The organism is Carboxylicivirga sp. M1479, from assembly GCF_007097485.1.
Classification (GTDB): domain Bacteria; phylum Bacteroidota; class Bacteroidia; order Bacteroidales; family Marinilabiliaceae; genus Carboxylicivirga.
Genome location: NZ_VKDE01000030.1, coordinates 21,089 through 38,905 on the forward strand (window position 1 = coordinate 21,089; position 17,817 = coordinate 38,905).

Annotated in this window: 15 protein-coding genes and 1 pseudogene; 4 read left to right on the top strand and 12 right to left on the bottom strand. The window is 36.9% G+C overall.

What is annotated here, in order from left to right; genetic code table 11:
* Position 1 precedes the first annotated feature (1 nt).
* The 3 genes from FNN09_RS16395 to FNN09_RS16405 all read left to right on the top strand — a co-directional run bounded on the left by FNN09_RS16395 (position 2) and on the right by FNN09_RS16405 (position 3,443).
* Positions 2–913 carry a glycosyltransferase family 2 protein gene (locus FNN09_RS16395; RefSeq protein WP_143303529.1) on the top strand — a complete coding sequence of 304 codons (912 nt, stop codon included), beginning with the start codon at positions 2–4 and terminating at the stop codon, positions 911–913.
* Between the two features lie 156 nt (positions 914–1,069).
* Positions 1,070–2,485 carry a TlpA family protein disulfide reductase gene (locus FNN09_RS16400; RefSeq protein WP_185969041.1) on the top strand — a complete coding sequence of 472 codons (1,416 nt, stop codon included), beginning with the start codon at positions 1,070–1,072 and terminating at the stop codon, positions 2,483–2,485.
* 1 nt (position 2,486) lies between these two features.
* On the top strand, positions 2,487–3,443 hold the full coding sequence (locus FNN09_RS16405) for a DUF4465 domain-containing protein (RefSeq protein WP_143303533.1): 957 nt from the start codon (positions 2,487–2,489) through the stop codon (positions 3,441–3,443).
* 1 nt (position 3,444) lies between these two features.
* Here FNN09_RS16405 and FNN09_RS16410 read toward each other — a convergent pair whose 3' ends face one another.
* The 11 genes and pseudogenes from FNN09_RS16410 to FNN09_RS16455 all read right to left on the bottom strand — a co-directional run bounded on the left by FNN09_RS16410 (position 3,445) and on the right by FNN09_RS16455 (position 15,074).
* Positions 3,445–5,616: a trypsin-like peptidase domain-containing protein gene (locus FNN09_RS16410; RefSeq protein ID WP_185969042.1), complete on the bottom strand. Its 2,172-nt coding sequence runs from the start codon at positions 5,614–5,616 to the stop codon at positions 3,445–3,447.
* 68 nt (positions 5,617–5,684) lie between these two features.
* Positions 5,685–6,962, bottom strand: a complete 1,278-nt coding sequence (locus FNN09_RS16415; protein ID WP_143303537.1) for a cation:proton antiporter — start codon at positions 6,960–6,962, stop codon at positions 5,685–5,687.
* A 71-nt stretch (positions 6,963–7,033) separates the two neighbouring features.
* Positions 7,034–8,110: a butyrate kinase gene (gene buk, locus FNN09_RS16420; protein WP_143303539.1), complete on the bottom strand. Its 1,077-nt coding sequence runs from the start codon at positions 8,108–8,110 to the stop codon at positions 7,034–7,036.
* A gap of 133 nt (positions 8,111–8,243) precedes the next feature.
* Positions 8,244–9,140: a bifunctional enoyl-CoA hydratase/phosphate acetyltransferase gene (locus tag FNN09_RS16425; RefSeq protein ID WP_143303541.1), complete on the bottom strand. Its 897-nt coding sequence runs from the start codon at positions 9,138–9,140 to the stop codon at positions 8,244–8,246.
* 32 nt (positions 9,141–9,172) lie between these two features.
* Complete coding sequence (locus FNN09_RS16430; protein WP_143303543.1) at positions 9,173–10,390, bottom strand: acetate kinase; 1,218 nt, start codon at positions 10,388–10,390, stop codon at positions 9,173–9,175.
* Between the two features lie 62 nt (positions 10,391–10,452).
* Positions 10,453–10,821: a 3-hydroxyacyl-CoA dehydrogenase family protein gene (locus FNN09_RS21620; protein WP_370511666.1), complete on the bottom strand. Its 369-nt coding sequence runs from the start codon at positions 10,819–10,821 to the stop codon at positions 10,453–10,455.
* Positions 10,816–11,436, bottom strand: a pseudogene (locus tag FNN09_RS21625) (3-hydroxyacyl-CoA dehydrogenase family protein); the annotation flags it as partial. The pseudogene FNN09_RS21625 and the gene FNN09_RS21620, both read right to left, overlap by 6 nt.
* Positions 11,437–11,518: 82 nt before the next feature.
* Complete coding sequence (gene pta, locus FNN09_RS16440; protein ID WP_143303591.1) at positions 11,519–12,523, bottom strand: phosphate acetyltransferase; 1,005 nt, start codon at positions 12,521–12,523, stop codon at positions 11,519–11,521.
* Positions 12,524–13,039: 516 nt separating this feature from the next.
* Positions 13,040–13,669, bottom strand: coding sequence for a TonB family protein (locus tag FNN09_RS16445; protein ID WP_143303547.1), 630 nt, complete (start codon positions 13,667–13,669; stop codon positions 13,040–13,042).
* Between the two features lie 124 nt (positions 13,670–13,793).
* Positions 13,794–14,033 (bottom strand): hypothetical protein, encoded by a 240-nt coding sequence (locus FNN09_RS16450; RefSeq protein WP_143303549.1) that lies wholly within the window; start codon positions 14,031–14,033, stop codon positions 13,794–13,796.
* A 267-nt stretch (positions 14,034–14,300) separates the two neighbouring features.
* Positions 14,301–15,074 (bottom strand): nitrilase-related carbon-nitrogen hydrolase, encoded by a 774-nt coding sequence (locus FNN09_RS16455; protein WP_143303551.1) that lies wholly within the window; start codon positions 15,072–15,074, stop codon positions 14,301–14,303.
* Between the two features lie 211 nt (positions 15,075–15,285).
* Between FNN09_RS16455 and FNN09_RS16460 the strand changes: the two genes are divergently transcribed.
* Positions 15,286–16,623, top strand: coding sequence for a BamA/TamA family outer membrane protein (locus FNN09_RS16460; RefSeq protein WP_143303553.1), 1,338 nt, complete (start codon positions 15,286–15,288; stop codon positions 16,621–16,623).
* A gap of 22 nt (positions 16,624–16,645) precedes the next feature.
* Here the strand turns inward: FNN09_RS16460 and FNN09_RS16465 are convergent, their stop codons facing one another.
* Entirely contained in the window at positions 16,646–17,788 is a 1,143-nt protein-coding gene (locus FNN09_RS16465) for a DUF819 family protein (RefSeq protein WP_143303555.1), read from the bottom strand.
* Positions 17,789–17,817: the final 29 nt, after the last annotated feature.

A 17,817-nucleotide genomic window follows, 5' to 3' on the forward strand; every position in this document is an offset into this window, starting at 1 on the left:
TATGATAAGCATATGTATCCCTGTATATAATGTTGATATCAGGAACCTTGTTAATGATTTATCTAATCAGGCACAAGCGATTGATTTAAAAATTGAAATATTGGTTTTTGACGATGGCTCGACTGAGGCTTTTAAAAAGAAGAATCGCCATACTGCCGGGATATCAAATGTTATATATAATGAATTAGATACTAATATTGGAAGGGCTGCCATTAGAAACCTAATGGCTAATTCCTCTCATTTTCCAAACCTTATATTTATCGACAGTGATTCACAACTAATGCCCAACTACCTTAGAAACTATCTAGATGTATTGGTTAGTGATTATCAAATTGTTTGCGGAGGAAGAGTACATCCCAAAGTTTTACCTCATGCTAATAAAAGTCTTCGTTGGACGGTAGGCAAAAAGAAAGAAGATCATGCGGCTAGTGTCAGACAAAAAGGCAAATCACAAGGCTTTATTTCAAATAATTTCATCATTAAAAAAGATATTTTTGATCTAGTACAATTCGATGACAATATTACCCAATATGGGCATGAGGATACCCTGTTTGGAATTGAAATGAGAAAAAGAAACGTCAAAATTGATCATATTGATAATCCAATCATTCACATTGGGCTGGAAGACAATGAGGAATTTCTTGATAAAACTAAGATAAGCCTTGAAACACTTTTGTTTATTTGTAATAAGATGGAGAATTGTGATTTATTAAAGGAACAAGTAACATTGTTAAGGTATTTCCAAATTGTTAAGTCCTTAGGCTTATCACATCTACTGTCTAAAGTCTTTAATAAATACGAGAAGCTCTTTGAACGAAACCTTTTGTCGAGAAAACCAATGATGCTTATTTTTGATGTGTATAAATTAAGCTATTTTGCCAAGCTAAATAAAATGAGTAAAACGACTATTTAGACAATGAGCCACATTAAATAATAAGTTGAATAGTGGACAATAAATCATATAACTTAAACACACGAAACGTATATGTAAATTACATTATCTTTTTAATAACCAGATGATTAAAATTTACTTCAGAGTTGCTTGTGACAAATGAAAATAAATATAGACATGAAAAAGTTATTACTCTCCATATTGACACTAGTTGCTTTTGCTTCATCATCTACTGTAGCGCAAACAACTAAAATTGATGTCAACATTAAAGGCTACAACGATTCAACACTAATCCTAGGTTATTACTTTAACCAAAAGATGCTTGTAAAAGACACAACCACCATCAATAGTAATGGTAGTTACACTTTTACATCTGATCAGAAACTGGATGAAGGACTGTATATTATATACCTCGACGATAAAAGTTACTTTGATCTATTAATTGGTGCTGATCAAGATTTTTCTGTTACAACTAGTAAAACAGATCTATTACAGCAAATGAGTATTAGTGGCAGTGCAGAAAGCGCCGATTTTCTTGCCTATCAGCGTTTCCTTGTCAGTAAACAAAAGGAAGCTGAACCTATTCAGGAAAAGCTAAAAGTAAGCAACGACCCACAAACCAAGAAAGCATTACAAGATCAGATTGCTGCACTATCATCTGATATGAAAAGCAAATATGAAACAACTATTAATAAACATCCTGATAGTTTTTTAAGCATTTTCTTAAAGGCAACACAAGAAGTAGCAGTTCCGCAAATGCAAGCGCCAGCCAATAGCTCCAACCCTGATTCTGCGGTACAACGCATGCGCTACGATTACTATAAAGCACATTATTTCGACAACTTTAAAATGGATGATGACCGTATTTTGCGCACACCTCTATTTGCTGGTAAACTGGACCAATATTTTAAGAAAGTGGTGCTTCAAATGCCCGATACCATAATAAAAGAATCGCACCGTGTAATAGCCATGGCCAATGGCAACTACGAAATGGAAAGATACCTGATTCAACATCTGTTTAACATGGCCAATGAAAGTAAACAAATGGGAATGGATGCAGTAATGGTGAGTTTAGGTGAAACGTACTATTTAAGTGGCCACGCCGATTGGGTTGATGATGAATTTATAAGCAAACTTCAGGAAAGAGTGGATAAAATTAAACCCAACTTACTCGGACAAACTGCTCCTGACTTCAAAATGCAATCGTATACCGAAGAGTATTATAAATTGAGTGAGGTAAGAGCCGAAATTACGATACTCGTATTTTGGGAGCCTGAATGTGGACATTGTGAGAAAGAGATACCAAAACTAAACGACGAAGTATGGAAGAAATTTAAGGATCAGGACATTAAAATAATTGCTGTTTATACCCAATGGGAAAAAGATCCTTGGGTTGAATTTATTCATGATAAAGAGTTAACAGAGTGGATTCATTTGTACGATCCACATAACCGAAGTAATTTTAGAAACAATTACGATATTTACAGCACACCTGTCGTTTATATCCTTGATAAGGATAAGAAAATATTGGCTAAAAGAATTGGTGCAGATCAAATACCAGGATTCCTAAATCATTATTTTAAATTGAATTAAGATGTATAAATATATTTTCTTCACCCTACTAATCGTTTTGCTCGCCTTCTCATGTAAACAAGAGGAAAAGGTAGTTCCTCCACCTGAGATTTATCTTCAAATGCCTGAAGGCGGCTTTGACTTTGACATTGATAGTGTTGAACTAATTGAACCCAAAATTACCTACGATATTGATTCGGAGTATAGCTGGGTTGAAAATGGCATTGAAATACTCGATGAAAAAATATTGACTTTTGAGAATCGTGCATTAGGTGAATACAACTTTAGTTTTAGTGTGCGAACACCAATGGGTGAAGATATGATGGACATTAAAGCACACTCACTCGACATCAACACCTTTGAAGAGTTTATAAACTTTAATGAGAACGGATACAACAATCAGGGAGAGAATGGCTTTCATCAGTTTAAATATGTGCAATATCCATGTAATTACGATGCTGCACTCCCAAATGACTGGAATGGCTTTGCTATTAGCAAAAATGCAAGTACCAGTGACTCGAGCACAAAAGGGGAGTTTAGTGTTTACGGTTCCTCAGCGGCTGATGAATCAGATAATTTTACCATTTTCAAACAAAGCAGCTCGCCCAACAACATCCAGTTTTCAGATTCACAGGCTCATAAAGTTAAAAGTATTGCTTTAAACAACTGCACTCGTAGCTACTTGTATATGGAGGCGGGCTTTCAAAAGAAAGAAGGTAAAGATTATCTTTTATTGACCATTAAGGGACTTGACGAGGCAGGCACTTCTATTGCCACTCCAATTGAGGTGCTACTAGCTGATTACCGACCTGAAGAAACGGCTCAAAAATACGTCATAGCCGATTGGATTAGTGTTGACTTAACCAGTTTGGGTGCGGTTCATCAAATTTCATTCGAGCTAAGTTCTTCGCGCGATGATGATGAAGATTTTGAGCTACCGATGTACTTCTGTCTGGATAACCTTAAAATAATTGAGTAATCTACTGCAAAATCAATATCTTTTTAACCAACGATGCTGTTGGAGATATGAATTTTAACATATAAATTCCATCTGGCAACCCTTGAACGCTGAACGAATCATCAGTAGCATTATGAATGGTGTATACCTTTAGTTTACTACCATTTAAGCCATAAATCTCAACTAGATTTAAGTCCTCAATATTTGAACGAAATTCAACAACTCCGTTGGAAATAGGATTACTCCTTATCAGTACCTCAGGATAATCAACCTCAATATCTCCAGTATCTGTAGGTATATAATCATTATACACCAAAAGATCAATCAGGTACGAGCCATTTTCTCCTGATGGGTGAACGGAATTGTATGCTTGCCATGCATTGTTAGAGCGGATATAAGCAGTATTCTTCAACGGCGCCGCCCCATTCGGAAATCCCTGATAAATAGCCAAGGTATCAATTGGCAAAGGCGAATAATTGAGTTCCAAACCAACAAACACAGGTCCACTTATTGACAAGGGTTCGTCAAAGGTAAAGAGTTGCTTCGCTGTTGAAATATCATCCAACGCAATATCGTCCATAGCCCCTAATACTTCATCGGGCTGACCACTCGATTCGCTCCAAACTTTTAAACTAAAAGTTTGCCCCTCTCCCGTAGCATCAATCTGACCAGGACTAAGATAGACTCCTGCAATTTGTGCTACTGAAAATTCATCGTAATATTCGGCATAGGCATCATACCCCATACTGTTATGCCCCGATAGAGTTCCATCTATCTCGTCAACTCTAACCAACTTTTTCTCGTCCGCTTCTTTGGCATGACTAATAATCTCCTTATTGCTATAATAATCAACCCCATTTTGAAGGTTGGCATCTGAATTTTGTGCATCGAGCCAGTAAGCTAATTGCTCTTCCCTAGCCACATTAAGGCTCCAAGCTTGATTAAAACGAGAGTAGTAATCATTGTATGGATTACCACAATAAGCCTCTCCTCCCGATAAGCTTCCTATTAAATATTGATCATCAGTAAACAAGCCACTACCAGAAGAACCGCCCTCAGTTACACCACTAGCCCACACATCAATCTTCCAATGAACATCATTTCGGAACTTAACACCATTATATTTCGTATAATTAAAAGTTGTTGAAATAGGCGCATTCATCGATTCTGACACTTTTTTCACATCACCCCAAGGATGATGCACACAAAAAACTTGGCTTGAAACCATCCCATCACGTTTCCAGCCCGCCCAATAGGCCTGGTATTCAGGAGGCGGCATCTTGCTCATTTCAAGCAATGCAAAATCCATATCTTCTACAAATGCTTTAATATCGGCACCTGAAAGGCTTTGTAATTCACCATTTGGTAATGCACTAGGATCGCAAGTAGGGGAATCAAAATTGAAATAAAAAATGATATTTTGAGCACTAATGCTACTAGATGTAATATTATAATTATCAAAACAATGAGCAGCGGTTAGAAAATAAGGTTTTCCATTTTCAGAGGTATTATTAAGCAAAGTTCCAGAACACAACATACTTCCTCCGACAATAACCTTACACACAGATCGGTTTATTTCAGCACTATTAACGTCGCCACAAATGGCATTTATATTACACTCCCCGGACTGACCAAAGTCGCTTTCTCTTTTCAAATAATTTAATACTCCTAAAAAATCGTGGTTAACAGCATTAATAGTTATTTCATGCTCAACAGTTGGTTTGCGTAATGTTTGTAATTCAACAATTAATTCATCACCCAAAACAGGTGCAATGGAAAATAGTTTTGACGCATTGTTATTAGCATTTGTAAACCCTCCTAGCACATGCGATTTATCAGGATTATACACAAACAAACGATCACCATCTTTCAAGGTAAAACGGTCAAAAACAAGGTTTAAACTTTTAGCTCCTTCTGAACGAATAAACAAACGCCATATATATTTTCCATCTTGCCAATCCCATTCTCCTGAATTCTGAGGTGTAAAATTGGTGAATATTGGTTCTGCAAATCGCAAAGGAAACTTATTGTTTTCCAAATCTACGGCACTGACAGCTTTCGGCTCCACAGCAGGTGATAACTCTAATGGCTTTTGGCGCTCTTTTAACTCAAAGGGTTTACCTCCATGCGAAATCTGACTATGACACACAAAACCATTAACCAATACCAATAGAAGAAAAATATATCTATACATACAATTATCTACTTTTTTTAGGCTCCAAAAGTTACACATTCTATAATTAATTGAGCAAACTTTAATAACTATGCTTTATCATTCGTTTTTTTTCGATGCATCAAGTTCTTTCCGCGATGAACAGCTTTTTTAAACGATATAAAACGTTTCATGCGCCCAACCTTTCCGAAGCTATCAAATACCAAAGCCCATGCCATTAATAAACTTGTAACTACAATCGACAATAAAAGTATGCCTAATTCAAAGTCATTAATTCGAAATTCTTTGGGAATTGCGAAAAACAATAATATTGAAATTAGACCTCGTGGCGCTACAAAAAACTGCGGAAAGTAATTACGCTTGAATATTAATTTGAAAATCAACCAACGGAAAGCAAATAAGCCAACTAAGAAATAAAGCGTTAGCAACAGTATTTTGGGCACAAAAACCCCGGCTAAAGTCATTGACATACCGAGAATAAAGAAGAAGAAAGTACGTACCACAAACGAACTCTCGCGTGTTAGCAACTTAAAATCTATTAGAACACGTTTAATATTCTCCTCGTATAAATACTTTCGTAAAAACCCACTGAAGAACAGCAATCGGTTTTCGAGTATCATTCCAAATACTAAAATCATTAGTAATGATGACAGGTGAAATAACTTACCTAATGCATAAAAAAGAATAAGAACAGCAAAAAAGAGGAAGAGCTTAACATCGGACTTTATGCGTTGAAAAGCTAAAATCATGGCATAAGAAAGGGTAACACTTAACAATAAAGTACCTCCTATATTTGATAGAACATTTAATCCTACCATGGTTGCACCATTCGTATCCAAGTTCTCAACTAACAGATAAAAGAACATGATACCCAGGATATCAGAAATCGTACTTTCGTATATTAAAAACTCCCTTTTATCTTTTTCCAAGCCATTTACACTTGGGATTACGATAGCGCTACTGGTAATTGATAAGGGAATAGCATAGATGACTGCTGTTAATAAATCGAGATTACCTATAAAAAATTGTATGCCAAAAGCCAGGAAGAATGTGTTGAAAAACAAAGATAATCCGGCCACCAAACTTGATTGCCAAATCAGGCGTATCTTTTCTTTTTTTAGTTCTAAATCGAGGGCAGCCTCCAGAACTATTAATATCAAGCCCACAATTCCCAATACTTCAAGCGGCAAAAACCATTCATCTTCGTTAAACTCAATGCCCAAAGCCTCCTTAGTAACATATCCCGTAACAATGAGCAGGATAACACTTGGAATATTGGTTTTTTGAGCCAATATATTATATAAATAGGACAAAATAATAATCGCAGCTGCTCCGATTACTAGGTAATATGCATTAATTCCTTCCATTATGGGTAATATAAAAAAAATCCCGCTCGCTTAGAACGGGATTCATAAAAATCATTTGATCGAGTCGATTATTACTCGTATATCTTACATTCAACTTCACCAGCTAAAACGGCTACTCCGTTTTCAGCTAAAGCCCACATCTCATCTTCACCAGGATACACTTTTAAAGGTGCTATCCAACCAATCATATCGCGTAAGTATTCAACAAGAATCTTATCGTAAGCAATACCGCCTGTGATAACGATACCATCAACTTCTCCTTTTAATACACCAGCACAACCACCAATTGTTTTACCAATTTGATATGCCATGGCAGAGTGTACCAATTTGTAATGAGGATCTCCTTCGGCTGCTTTTTTCTCCACTTCGTGAGCCTGATTAGTACCCAAGTGAGCAACCAATCCACCTTTGCCATTTACAATCTTACGCATTTCTTCGTAAGAGTACTTACCGCTGTAACAAGCATCAATTAAGGCACCTGTTGGTAAAGTACCAGCTCTTTCTGGTGAGAATGGTCCGTATCCGTCCAAAGCGTTATTAACATCAACTACCTTACCTCTTAAGTGGGCTCCTACAGAGATACCTCCACCTAAGTGAGCAACAATTACATTAATATCTTCGTATTTCTTCTCAATTTCTTTGGCATAGCGCTTAGCTACAGCCTTTTGGTTTAAAGCATGAAAAATTGAGCGACGAGGCATATCAGGATGACCTGTAACTCGTGCTACATCTTGCAACTCATCAACCACAACAGGATCGGCGATAAATGCACGAGCTCCGTCGATATTTTTAGCCATATCATCAGCAATTAAGCCACCTAAATTACTGGCATGCTGACCAAGAACACCCTTTCTTAAGTCTACTTTTAAAGCTTCGTTTACTTCGTAAACACCTGAAGAAATAGGCTTAACCATTCCTCCACGACCTACAATAGCATCAAAATCATCGATCTCAATATCAGCTTCTAATAATTCTTTGATGATCGTTTCTTTTCTAAATTCAAACTGAGACGCAATATTCTCAAATTGTCCAATTTCTTCAGAAGAGTGTCTTAGCGTCTTCAAAAAAACTGACTCACGACCAAGGTATACAGCAATCTTTGTTGATGTTGAACCTGGATTAATAACAAGGATCTTTTTCTTATCCATAGCTTATTCAAAAATTAATTGGGATTTTTTCAAATTACTAGAGGTAGTTACTTTGCCTCTAAACATATTTTACTGTCACTTAAATACTGGGAATAAAAAACACCCAGCCTAGGAGAAGACTGGGTGCATATATTTAACCCATTGCGGCTAATAAAATACTATTAAACTTCGATTCTTCTGAATCACTTCTTGACGTTAATACAATAGGGGCAGATGCTCCTAATATTAAAGAAGCAACTTTAGCTTTAGCAAAAAACACTAAGGTTTTATAAAGCACGTTACCCACTTCAATATCTGGCATTAACAACAAATCTGTATCACCAGCTACTTCACTTTTAATACCCTTATGCTTTGCACTTTCAAAGCTAACGGCGTTATCAAAAGCTAAAGGTCCATCAATAATACAGTTTTTAATCTGATCTCGCTGATTCATTTTCGATAGCAAAGCAGCATCAAGCGTAGCTTGCATACTTTCATTCACCATTTCAATGGCACCAAGAACAGCAACCTTAGGCTTTGCAATACCCATTTTATTCATGTAACCAACCGAATTATTAATAATACCAATCTTATCTTGAAGATTTGGTGCAATATTCATTGCCACATCGGTTACTGCAATAAGCTTATGGTAGGTATCAACCTCAAACAAAGCAAAGTGTGATAATAAATTTCCTGTACGTAAGCCCCATTCTTTATTCAACACACCTTTTAATAAAACAGGCGTAGCCACTTTCCCTTTCATTAATATATCAGCTTTATGATCGTGCACCATGCGCACAGCCAATTCTACCGATTTTGTATCATTGGGTTCGTGAATAAAGGTAGCACCATCGAAATCAAAACCTTTCTCAGCAATGATACTTTCGGTATCAGGGCGAGAACCAATTAAGATAGGATCGATAATGCCAGCTTTAAAAGCAGAATGAACTGCTTCTAAAGAATGAGCGTCTTGCGATACAGCAAGCGCTAACTTCTTCTTAACCTTATTCTTTTGAATAAGCGTTTGAAGATCTGATAAGGATTTAAACATTTTATATTGAATCTAAAGATTTAGTGTGCCTATTAACGGTTTGCCAATTCTTCAACAATCTCTTTGGTATCCAATGCAATTACAAGTTCTTCGTTCGTTGGTACAACCATTACTTTGGTTTTGTTACCTTCCGGGCTGATCACCATTTCGTCTCCACGTAATCCTTTATTGATTTTTGGATCAACCTCAATACCAATAAACTCGAGTCCTTCACAAACTCCTGCACGTGTGCTATCGCCATTTTCACCAATACCTCCAGTAAAAATCACAACATCAACTCCGCCCATTGCAGCTGCATATGAACCAATGTATTTCTTAATACGGTAATCGTAAATCTGAAGACCTAACTGAGCTCCATCATGACCTTCAGCAGCTGCGCTCTCAATCTCACGCATATCTGATGAAATACCTGTTAAACCTAACATACCACTGTGCTTGTTAAATAAAACACTTGCAGAACGTGTTCCAATCAATTCTTTATCCATGATATAAGTAACGGCACCCAAATCTAAGTCACCCGCACGCGTACCCATTACCAAACCTTCCAACGGCGTAAAGCCCATAGAAGTATCAACAGATTTACCATTTTTAATGGCACAGATTGAAGCACCATTACCCAAGTGACACGAAATAATTTTTTGAGTTGAATAATCAATACCTAAAATTTCACAAGCACGCTTAGATACATAACGGTGGCTAGTACCATGGAATCCATAACGACGAATACCATACTTCTTATATAATGATTGCGGGATAGCATACATATATGCTTCCTTTGGCATTGTTTGGTGGAATGCAGTATCGAATACACCACACTGAGGTACACTCGGCAACAACTGCGTAATAGCCTCAATACCTTTAAGGTTTGGAGGATTATGAAGAGGTGCTAAATCAATACACTCCTCCATTTTACGAACCACATCGTTTGTTATAAATACACTAGAGTTAAACTCCTCACCTCCATGTACAACACGGTGCCCTACAGCGTCAATTTCCTCTAAAGAGGCAATACATCCATGGCGTTCGCTTACCAAAACGCCTAAGATATAGTCAATACCAGTTTGGTGATCTAAAATTTCACCTTCCAATAATACTTTTTCATTACCTTCTTTCTGGTGTTTCAAAAATGATCCTTTCAAACCTATTTTTTCAACAACCCCAGCAGCCAACACACCCCACTCTTCAGTGACCATGTCGAACAATTGATATTTTATGGATGAACTTCCGCAGTTCAATACTAAAATTTTCATTTTAAATCTCTTTTTAATGGCGTTGAACCATCTAATTCGTTAATGCTACTTACTTTTCTCCCTTAGGCTTTTTTACCTAAAATCGTTTCATCTTCAAGAATATTACCTTCCTGATCGTAACGATAGAAACCAACACCTACATGTGATCCTAAACGTTTAGCACGTACCAAACGACGAATTAATGGAGACGGTGCAAATTTTTGATTACCGAATTCTTCGTGTAGATTTTCCATCCAACGAACAACTTTGTCTAATCCAATGATATCGGCAGCTTTAAAAGGACCTACGCGCATACCTAAACCAATTTCCATGGTTTTATCAATGTTCGGCATGGTCGCAACGCCTTCCATCAATGTGGCACAAGCCTCATTCAAAAGAGTAACATATAAACGAACACTAACAATACCTGCAGATTCTTCAACAGGAATCACATCGCGATTGATTAATTTTACAAACGTGCAAACACGCTCATAAACCTCATCGGATGTGTATAAACCTTTTACTACTTCAATAATACGAGCCTCTGGTGAAGTAACAAAGAAGTGCACACTTGCACAACGCTCACGGAATTCCAATTCAGAAGCTAATTCCGTAATAACAATTGTAGTGGCATTAGTTGCAATAATAGTATCTCTACTCACAACTGCCTCTACTTTTCGGAATACATCTTTACGCGCATCAATACTACGAACGCCAGTTTGATCATCAGCTCTGATTGCTTCAATCACAAAATCGCAATCAGCTAAATCATTATAATCAGTCGTTCCTTTAATGCGACTCATGATAGCTCTCTTTTCGCTACTGGTTAATCCCCAGTTTTCGATTCTGCTATCTAATTCTTTACCAATATTCTCAAGTGCCTGAGAAATTTTCTCCTCATTCAACTCAACAAATACTACTTCAATTCCATGCCAGCTGGCGATGCGAGCAATACTTTGCCCTTCTTTTCCACATCCTACAACACCAACTTTTGAAAACAAAGTTTTCCCTTTTTTCTTTTGACCTAAAGCGTACTGTTCAATAGGTTCTACAAGAATTTCAGCCATTTATAGTTATTTTTATATTCCTTATGGTTTTTATCTATACATCAAAATAATAACTAAAAGCGGGTCGCCCCGCCTCCATTTATTACATATTGCCCGCAGCCTGATTGGCTGTAATAGCAACTAAATTTACAATATCACTTACTGAACAGCCTCGTGACAAATCATTTATTGGAGCAGCCATACCTTGAAGTACCGGACCAATTGCTTCGGCATGCGCCATGCGCTGAACCAATTTATAAGCAATATTACCTGTTTCTAAAGTTGGAAATACTAAAACATTAGCTTGTCCGGCAATATCAGAACCCGGTGCTTTCTTTTGTCCGATTTCTGGTATAATAGCAGCATCAGATTGCAATTCACCTTCTATTTTCAAATCTGGCGCCATTTCCTGAGCTAATTTAGTTGCAGTAGCTACCTTATCAACCATTTCATGCTTAGCAGAACCTTTTGTTGAAAAGCTTAACATGGCAATCTTTGGCTCAATGCCTGCAATCGCTTTGGTTGTGCGCCCTGTGGCTACAGCTATTTCTGCTAATTCTTCAGCAGTAGGGTTTGGATGAACAGCACAATCTGCAAATACCATCATACCATCTTCACCAAACTCTTTATCTTTTAAAATCATGATAAAAGCACCAGAAACAACACTAATGCCAGGAGCTGTTTTAACATACTGAAAAGCTGGACGAAGTACATCACCAGTTGCATTATCGGCTCCTGCTACTTCACCATCAGCATCACCTGCTTTAATCATCATAACAGACAAATACAATGGATTCTTGATCAGCTTAAGCGCTTCCTCTTTTGTCAAGCCCTTTTTCTTTCTAATTTCAACCATCATATCTGCGTAAGCATCCATTTTATCATGGTTATCCGGATCAACAACTGTTGCTTTGCTAATGCTATCAAGACTGTAACTAACGGCTAGTTCACTTATCTTCTCAGGGTTTCCAATAAGAATGACATCTGCAAAACCTTCAGCTAAAATAGTATTAGCTGCACGAAGCGTGCGTTCTTCTAAACCTTCAGGCAAAACAATTCGCTTTTTGCTCTCACTTGCCTTCTGCTTAAGTTGTTCAATAAATTCCATTTCGTCTTTAAAAGTTATAATTATCAAATTGCTGCAAATTTACAGTGAAATTCACAGTTAATACATGTCTTTTATCATTTATTTAAGATGTTTAAAAACAGAAATAACCATCACTTTTTAATCTTTCAAAGCAACAACTTTTAGATTGTAAGCTATCACTTGTTTTAGCAACTAAAAATCAGCTATTAAAACTATTTTCAAAACAACCAATCGCTAAATTACTTTCAAATTGAAAGTATCCACAATTAATCCCACTAAACCTTTAAGCTAATTGCAAAAAGGATAAATAAACATCATTTAGATTTTTTGATATAAACTAACCATGTAATAAAAATTGTTTCTACAATACTATTGATCTATAGTCTTAAACAATTATTTAACATGGATTGGCTAGCTAAACCATTTCTTGAAGGAGAGCACAAAGAAACGTGTTTTTCTCGTTAATACGAAAAAAACACATGGGAAAATATTATTTAGTTATTGTCAAATTTCATAACCGTATAACTATAAAGGCATTTAATACAGAGGAGGGGTGCCATTTTTTGAAGTTATCACAACAACGCCATTTTCAGCTCTTTCACCATAAAGACGAATTGCCTTATCGCCTTTGAGAATACGAACCGACTCAACATTATAGTCTTCAATCATCATTATACCATCAATCATTTCATTGTTTAGGACAAACAAGGGGCGTTTACCTGCTTCATCTAAAGCTTTAATTTGCAAGGCTATTTGACGCTCATAATTAGTGAGTGTAAATCGAACAGCCAATTGCATTTGCGTATTAACTTTTTGCTTATTAAGCTCACCTGGCTTCCATTTTTTAGTTGCCAAAATAGCTTCAACCACTTCCTTGTCAAGCTGACTATCAACACCTTTCTCTACCTCAACCTGCTTAACTTCTCCATGAGAAGAAACAACAAAACTCACCCACACATCTCCTTCAACACCTTTAAGCTTATACGAATCATTATAATCGATTTGCTTTCGGATATATTCACCCAAATCATTACCAGAACCTTTCAATCGAGGTGATTTATCAACAACTTCGTAAATGTTAATATCTGGCAGTTTGACTTGTGCAGAAACACTAATACCAATTATCAATGCAAAGGCTATTGTGCAGGCTTTTATCAAGGCTTTCATACTATAATTGATTTGGTTAATAAATTTATCGGATATGCCTTAGCTATAATATGACCATATTGCAACTAATCGACACATACAGATCAAGCAATAATTATACCAAACAACAATGTTCAATTTTTTTTTATGCTTTCTTCGTCCTCATTGCCTCAATCCTACTTATTACGTCTTTCAGACTCTCTTCCCTCACCTTAGCTGCCTTTTTCCTTGCATCTTCATCAACCTCATATATTTTGGGTAATTCAGGTGCTTCTTCCTTGATTCCTTCACCCGAATCAAGTACCCACTCAATACTTAAATTATCAAATAGTTCTTGGACAAACTTCACTTTATCTTTTGGCACTTGTACTTTAAATGTTTTCATATTTCAACTGTTTTATTCTTTCTTATGTGAGAAAAATATAAATACCTCTTTTGTTCCAATTGTAATACCGAATTTCACCAAAAATCGTTATTCAACAACCAGATTTTTATAGGTGGTTATTCATCCTACTATTACTTATCAAAAAACACTTTCAAGATTGTTAATCTTATGATTTTATGCAGTATCTTTTCAAATTGATTCATAAACTAAAGTTAGAATAAAATCACACCGATTTCAAGCCCAATCAAACCACTAAATATGATACACTTACACTTTTACCAAATATTCATCCCCATCTAATAATACAGGAAACTTATTTCGAAACTCCTCTAAAGCTTCTTTTTCCAGATCAACATAAGCAATATCAGCCTTTTCATTAAGATTGATCATAACACATCCCTTAGCATCAATTAACTGAGTATCTCCCTTGTAACAATTACTCACATCTGTTCCTATACGATTAACGCCTATCACATAACATTGGTTCTCAAGAGCTCTAGCTTTTAGCAAACAATTCCATACATCTCGACGCGGTGCTGGCCAATTCGCGACATACATCAACACATCATACGCCTCCTTTGTATTTCTACTCCAAACCGGGAAACGCAAATCATAGCAAATTAAAGGACATAACTTCCAACCCTTTAATTCTATAATTATTCTTTCATCTCCACGCGTATAAAATTCATCCTCACCCCCCATGGTAAACAAATGCCGTTTATTATACCATTTCACTTCATCGCCATTCACATAATACAAGCGATTATAAAAATGATCTCCCTCGGCAACTACAACACTTCCAATCAATGCAAAATTATATTCAGCTGACATCTTCTGCATCCATGGCAGTACAACGCCTCCGTTTTTTTGAGCACAATTGGTTGGCGTCATGCTAAAACCACAATGAAACATCTCAGGCAGAACCACAAGATCAACATCCGGTTTCATATACTCAAATTCCCTCGTTAAAAAATTTAAGTTTGCAGGGGTATCCTCCCATTGTATATCAAATTGAATAAGAGCAATCTTCAGATTATCCATCGTATAAATTTTAAAAGTCCAAATTTACTACTTTATTAGAAAAGGTATTACGAGCATAAACAGGCAGGACCATCACACTTAAATCTTAAATCTATTGAAGAAACAAACGCGTAAACCTTACATAATAACAGCTAAGTAGTCCACCAGAAAAGTGGTGGGCTTTCCATTTAATATATATGGTGGTATATTAGGGCATCCAAAAACACAATATATGCTCAAAAAGCTACTTAGCTCCTTGCTATTGGTCGCAACCATAGCAACTTCGACCTTCGCACAAAAAGATACTAGCTATCACAAAGAGGGTTTTACCTTTGGTTTGTTACCTGCTATTTCGTATGATGCCGACCTAGGTTTCCAATACGGAGGCCTTACCAACCTATACTGGTATGGCGATGGCTCTAATTACCCGGATTATAATCACTCCCTATACCTGGAGTATTCGGAGTACACGGCCGGCTCTACACTTATGCGACTGTACTATGACTCTCCCGTTATTTTTAAAGGTATCAGAACAACAGCTGATGTGACATATTTTAGGGATTTAGCGATGGATTTTTATGGTTTTAACGGTCGCGATGCTGTATTTAACAAAGATTGGGAAGATGATACTTCTAAGGATTACCAATCGCGAGTCTTCTACCGACATCACCGGGAGATGTTTCGTATCATGACCAACTTTAAAGGCACTATTAACAGCGATCATCCTGAATGGCAATGGTTAGGCGGCCTTGTTTATTTCGATTTCAAAATAGACCCGGTTGACATCGATCGTTTAAATAAGAAAAAAGACGATGATGATAAACTCCCTGAGATAGACGGCTTGTATGACAAATACCTTGATTGGGGCATTTTACATCAAGAAGAGGCTAATGGTGGCAAACACGCTTATTTAAAAATTGGCTTATCGTACGACACTCGCGACATAACGGCTAATCCAAGTGAAGGCATGTGGACCGAAGTATTTATTTCGCACATGCCAAAGTTTTTATCGAGTCAGAGTAGCAATTACACGCGTTTAAACCTGTTCCACAGGCAATACTTTTCACTAACCGATAATAAGAATTTAATTGCAGCTTACCGCATAGGTTATCAGCATAAAATTAGTGGCGACATCCCTTTCTACATGTTACCACATATGGCTACCAGCATCCTAACATCGGCCACTTCACAGGGTTTAGGTGGCTCTAAATCATTACGAGGAATCAATCGCAACCGTATAGTTGGCAACGGCAGTTTATTAAGCAATGTTGAATTGCGTTGGAAAATGTGGCGTACGAATCTGTTTAAGCAAGATTTTTATTTGGGCAGCAACTATTTTGTTGATATGGGGATGATTACCCAGGAATATGAGATTGACAAATCATTAGTCCCAACAGAAGAGTATCATCTATATTTTAACGATGTGAAAGATAAACCACACTTTAGTTATGGCTTGGGTTTGAAAGCCGCCATGAATGAAAACTTTGTTCTATCGGCTGATTATGGAATTGCAGCCGACGAGCAAGATGGCGGATCAGGACTTTACATCACACTCAACTACCTCTTTTAAAGAGGTTATAAAGAGGCAAAAACTAAAATATGTCCAGAGCAAGCGACATTAAAAAGCCCAGGTAATTACCCAGAGCATAGCCAATTAATCCAATGGTAAGTCCTGGCACTATCAATGATCGATTTCGCAAAGCCCCTGCCACAACAGGCACAAAAGGAGGACTACAAATAAGAGCAGCTGATGTAACAATCACCGTGTCGGCATCGATCTTTTTTAAGCGTGATAAGAGCACATGCAAGGATAAACTCACAAATACAACAAAGGTAATATAGGCAAATATCAATGGATTAAGCTCCGCTAAGTTGCCTAATTCCACTTTAGAGGATACCACAATACTGAAAATTAATATCAGATACATTCCCAAATCGAAAGTTCCTTTTGCTGTATGTATCTTTTTAACCGATGATCCCCAAATACCTAAAGCTGTAATCAGAAAAATAAATACAACCATTTGTACACCGGTTGGTACTAAAAGCATTATGCCTCCCGACACAGCCACCAACAAAAGAGCAATTCCTAAAACTAGCAAGAGCCTCTTACTAGAACTTCTATCTTTTAGAGCGAGCCATAAACCATCTTCTGTTTCACTATGGGCAATGTCAGTACCAGAGTGTTTAAATTTGGGCAAGACCAATTGAAATAAGCGTTGTCCAATACTCATTAAAAAGAACAAGTACACCGCGCTAATAACCATATCGTAGGAATGAACAGCCAGATAGATCTCTTCATCTACATCCAACATCATTTTTAAGGAGGCCAAATTAGGTGTTCCTCCGCTATAAATGCCAACCAACAAACCTCCTACTTTATTAAAGCCCTCTATCTGATGACCATCAAAGAAAACAAACCCGCTTACTACAGCTATAAAAACAGCGACAAGTGAAAATAACAAGGAATAAAATGGTTGAACGGCCAATTTCTTCCAAGCTCTTACATTGGATGAAAATAATAAAAGTGGTATTGCCAAAGGAACAGTTACCGACATCAACACCTCTTGCAAATCATAAAAATCTGGAGTTAACAAACCTGAAAGGCCCATTAGTAGACCAAAAACGTAGGAAAGCACCACAGAACCAATACGATTTAGAAAACTGTAATGATGACACAGATACAACACCAGGGCTGGTAAAAAAACATACAGAAGAGCAACTAAGAAATGTGTCATGTGGTAATTTTTAGCGCAAAAATATCAAA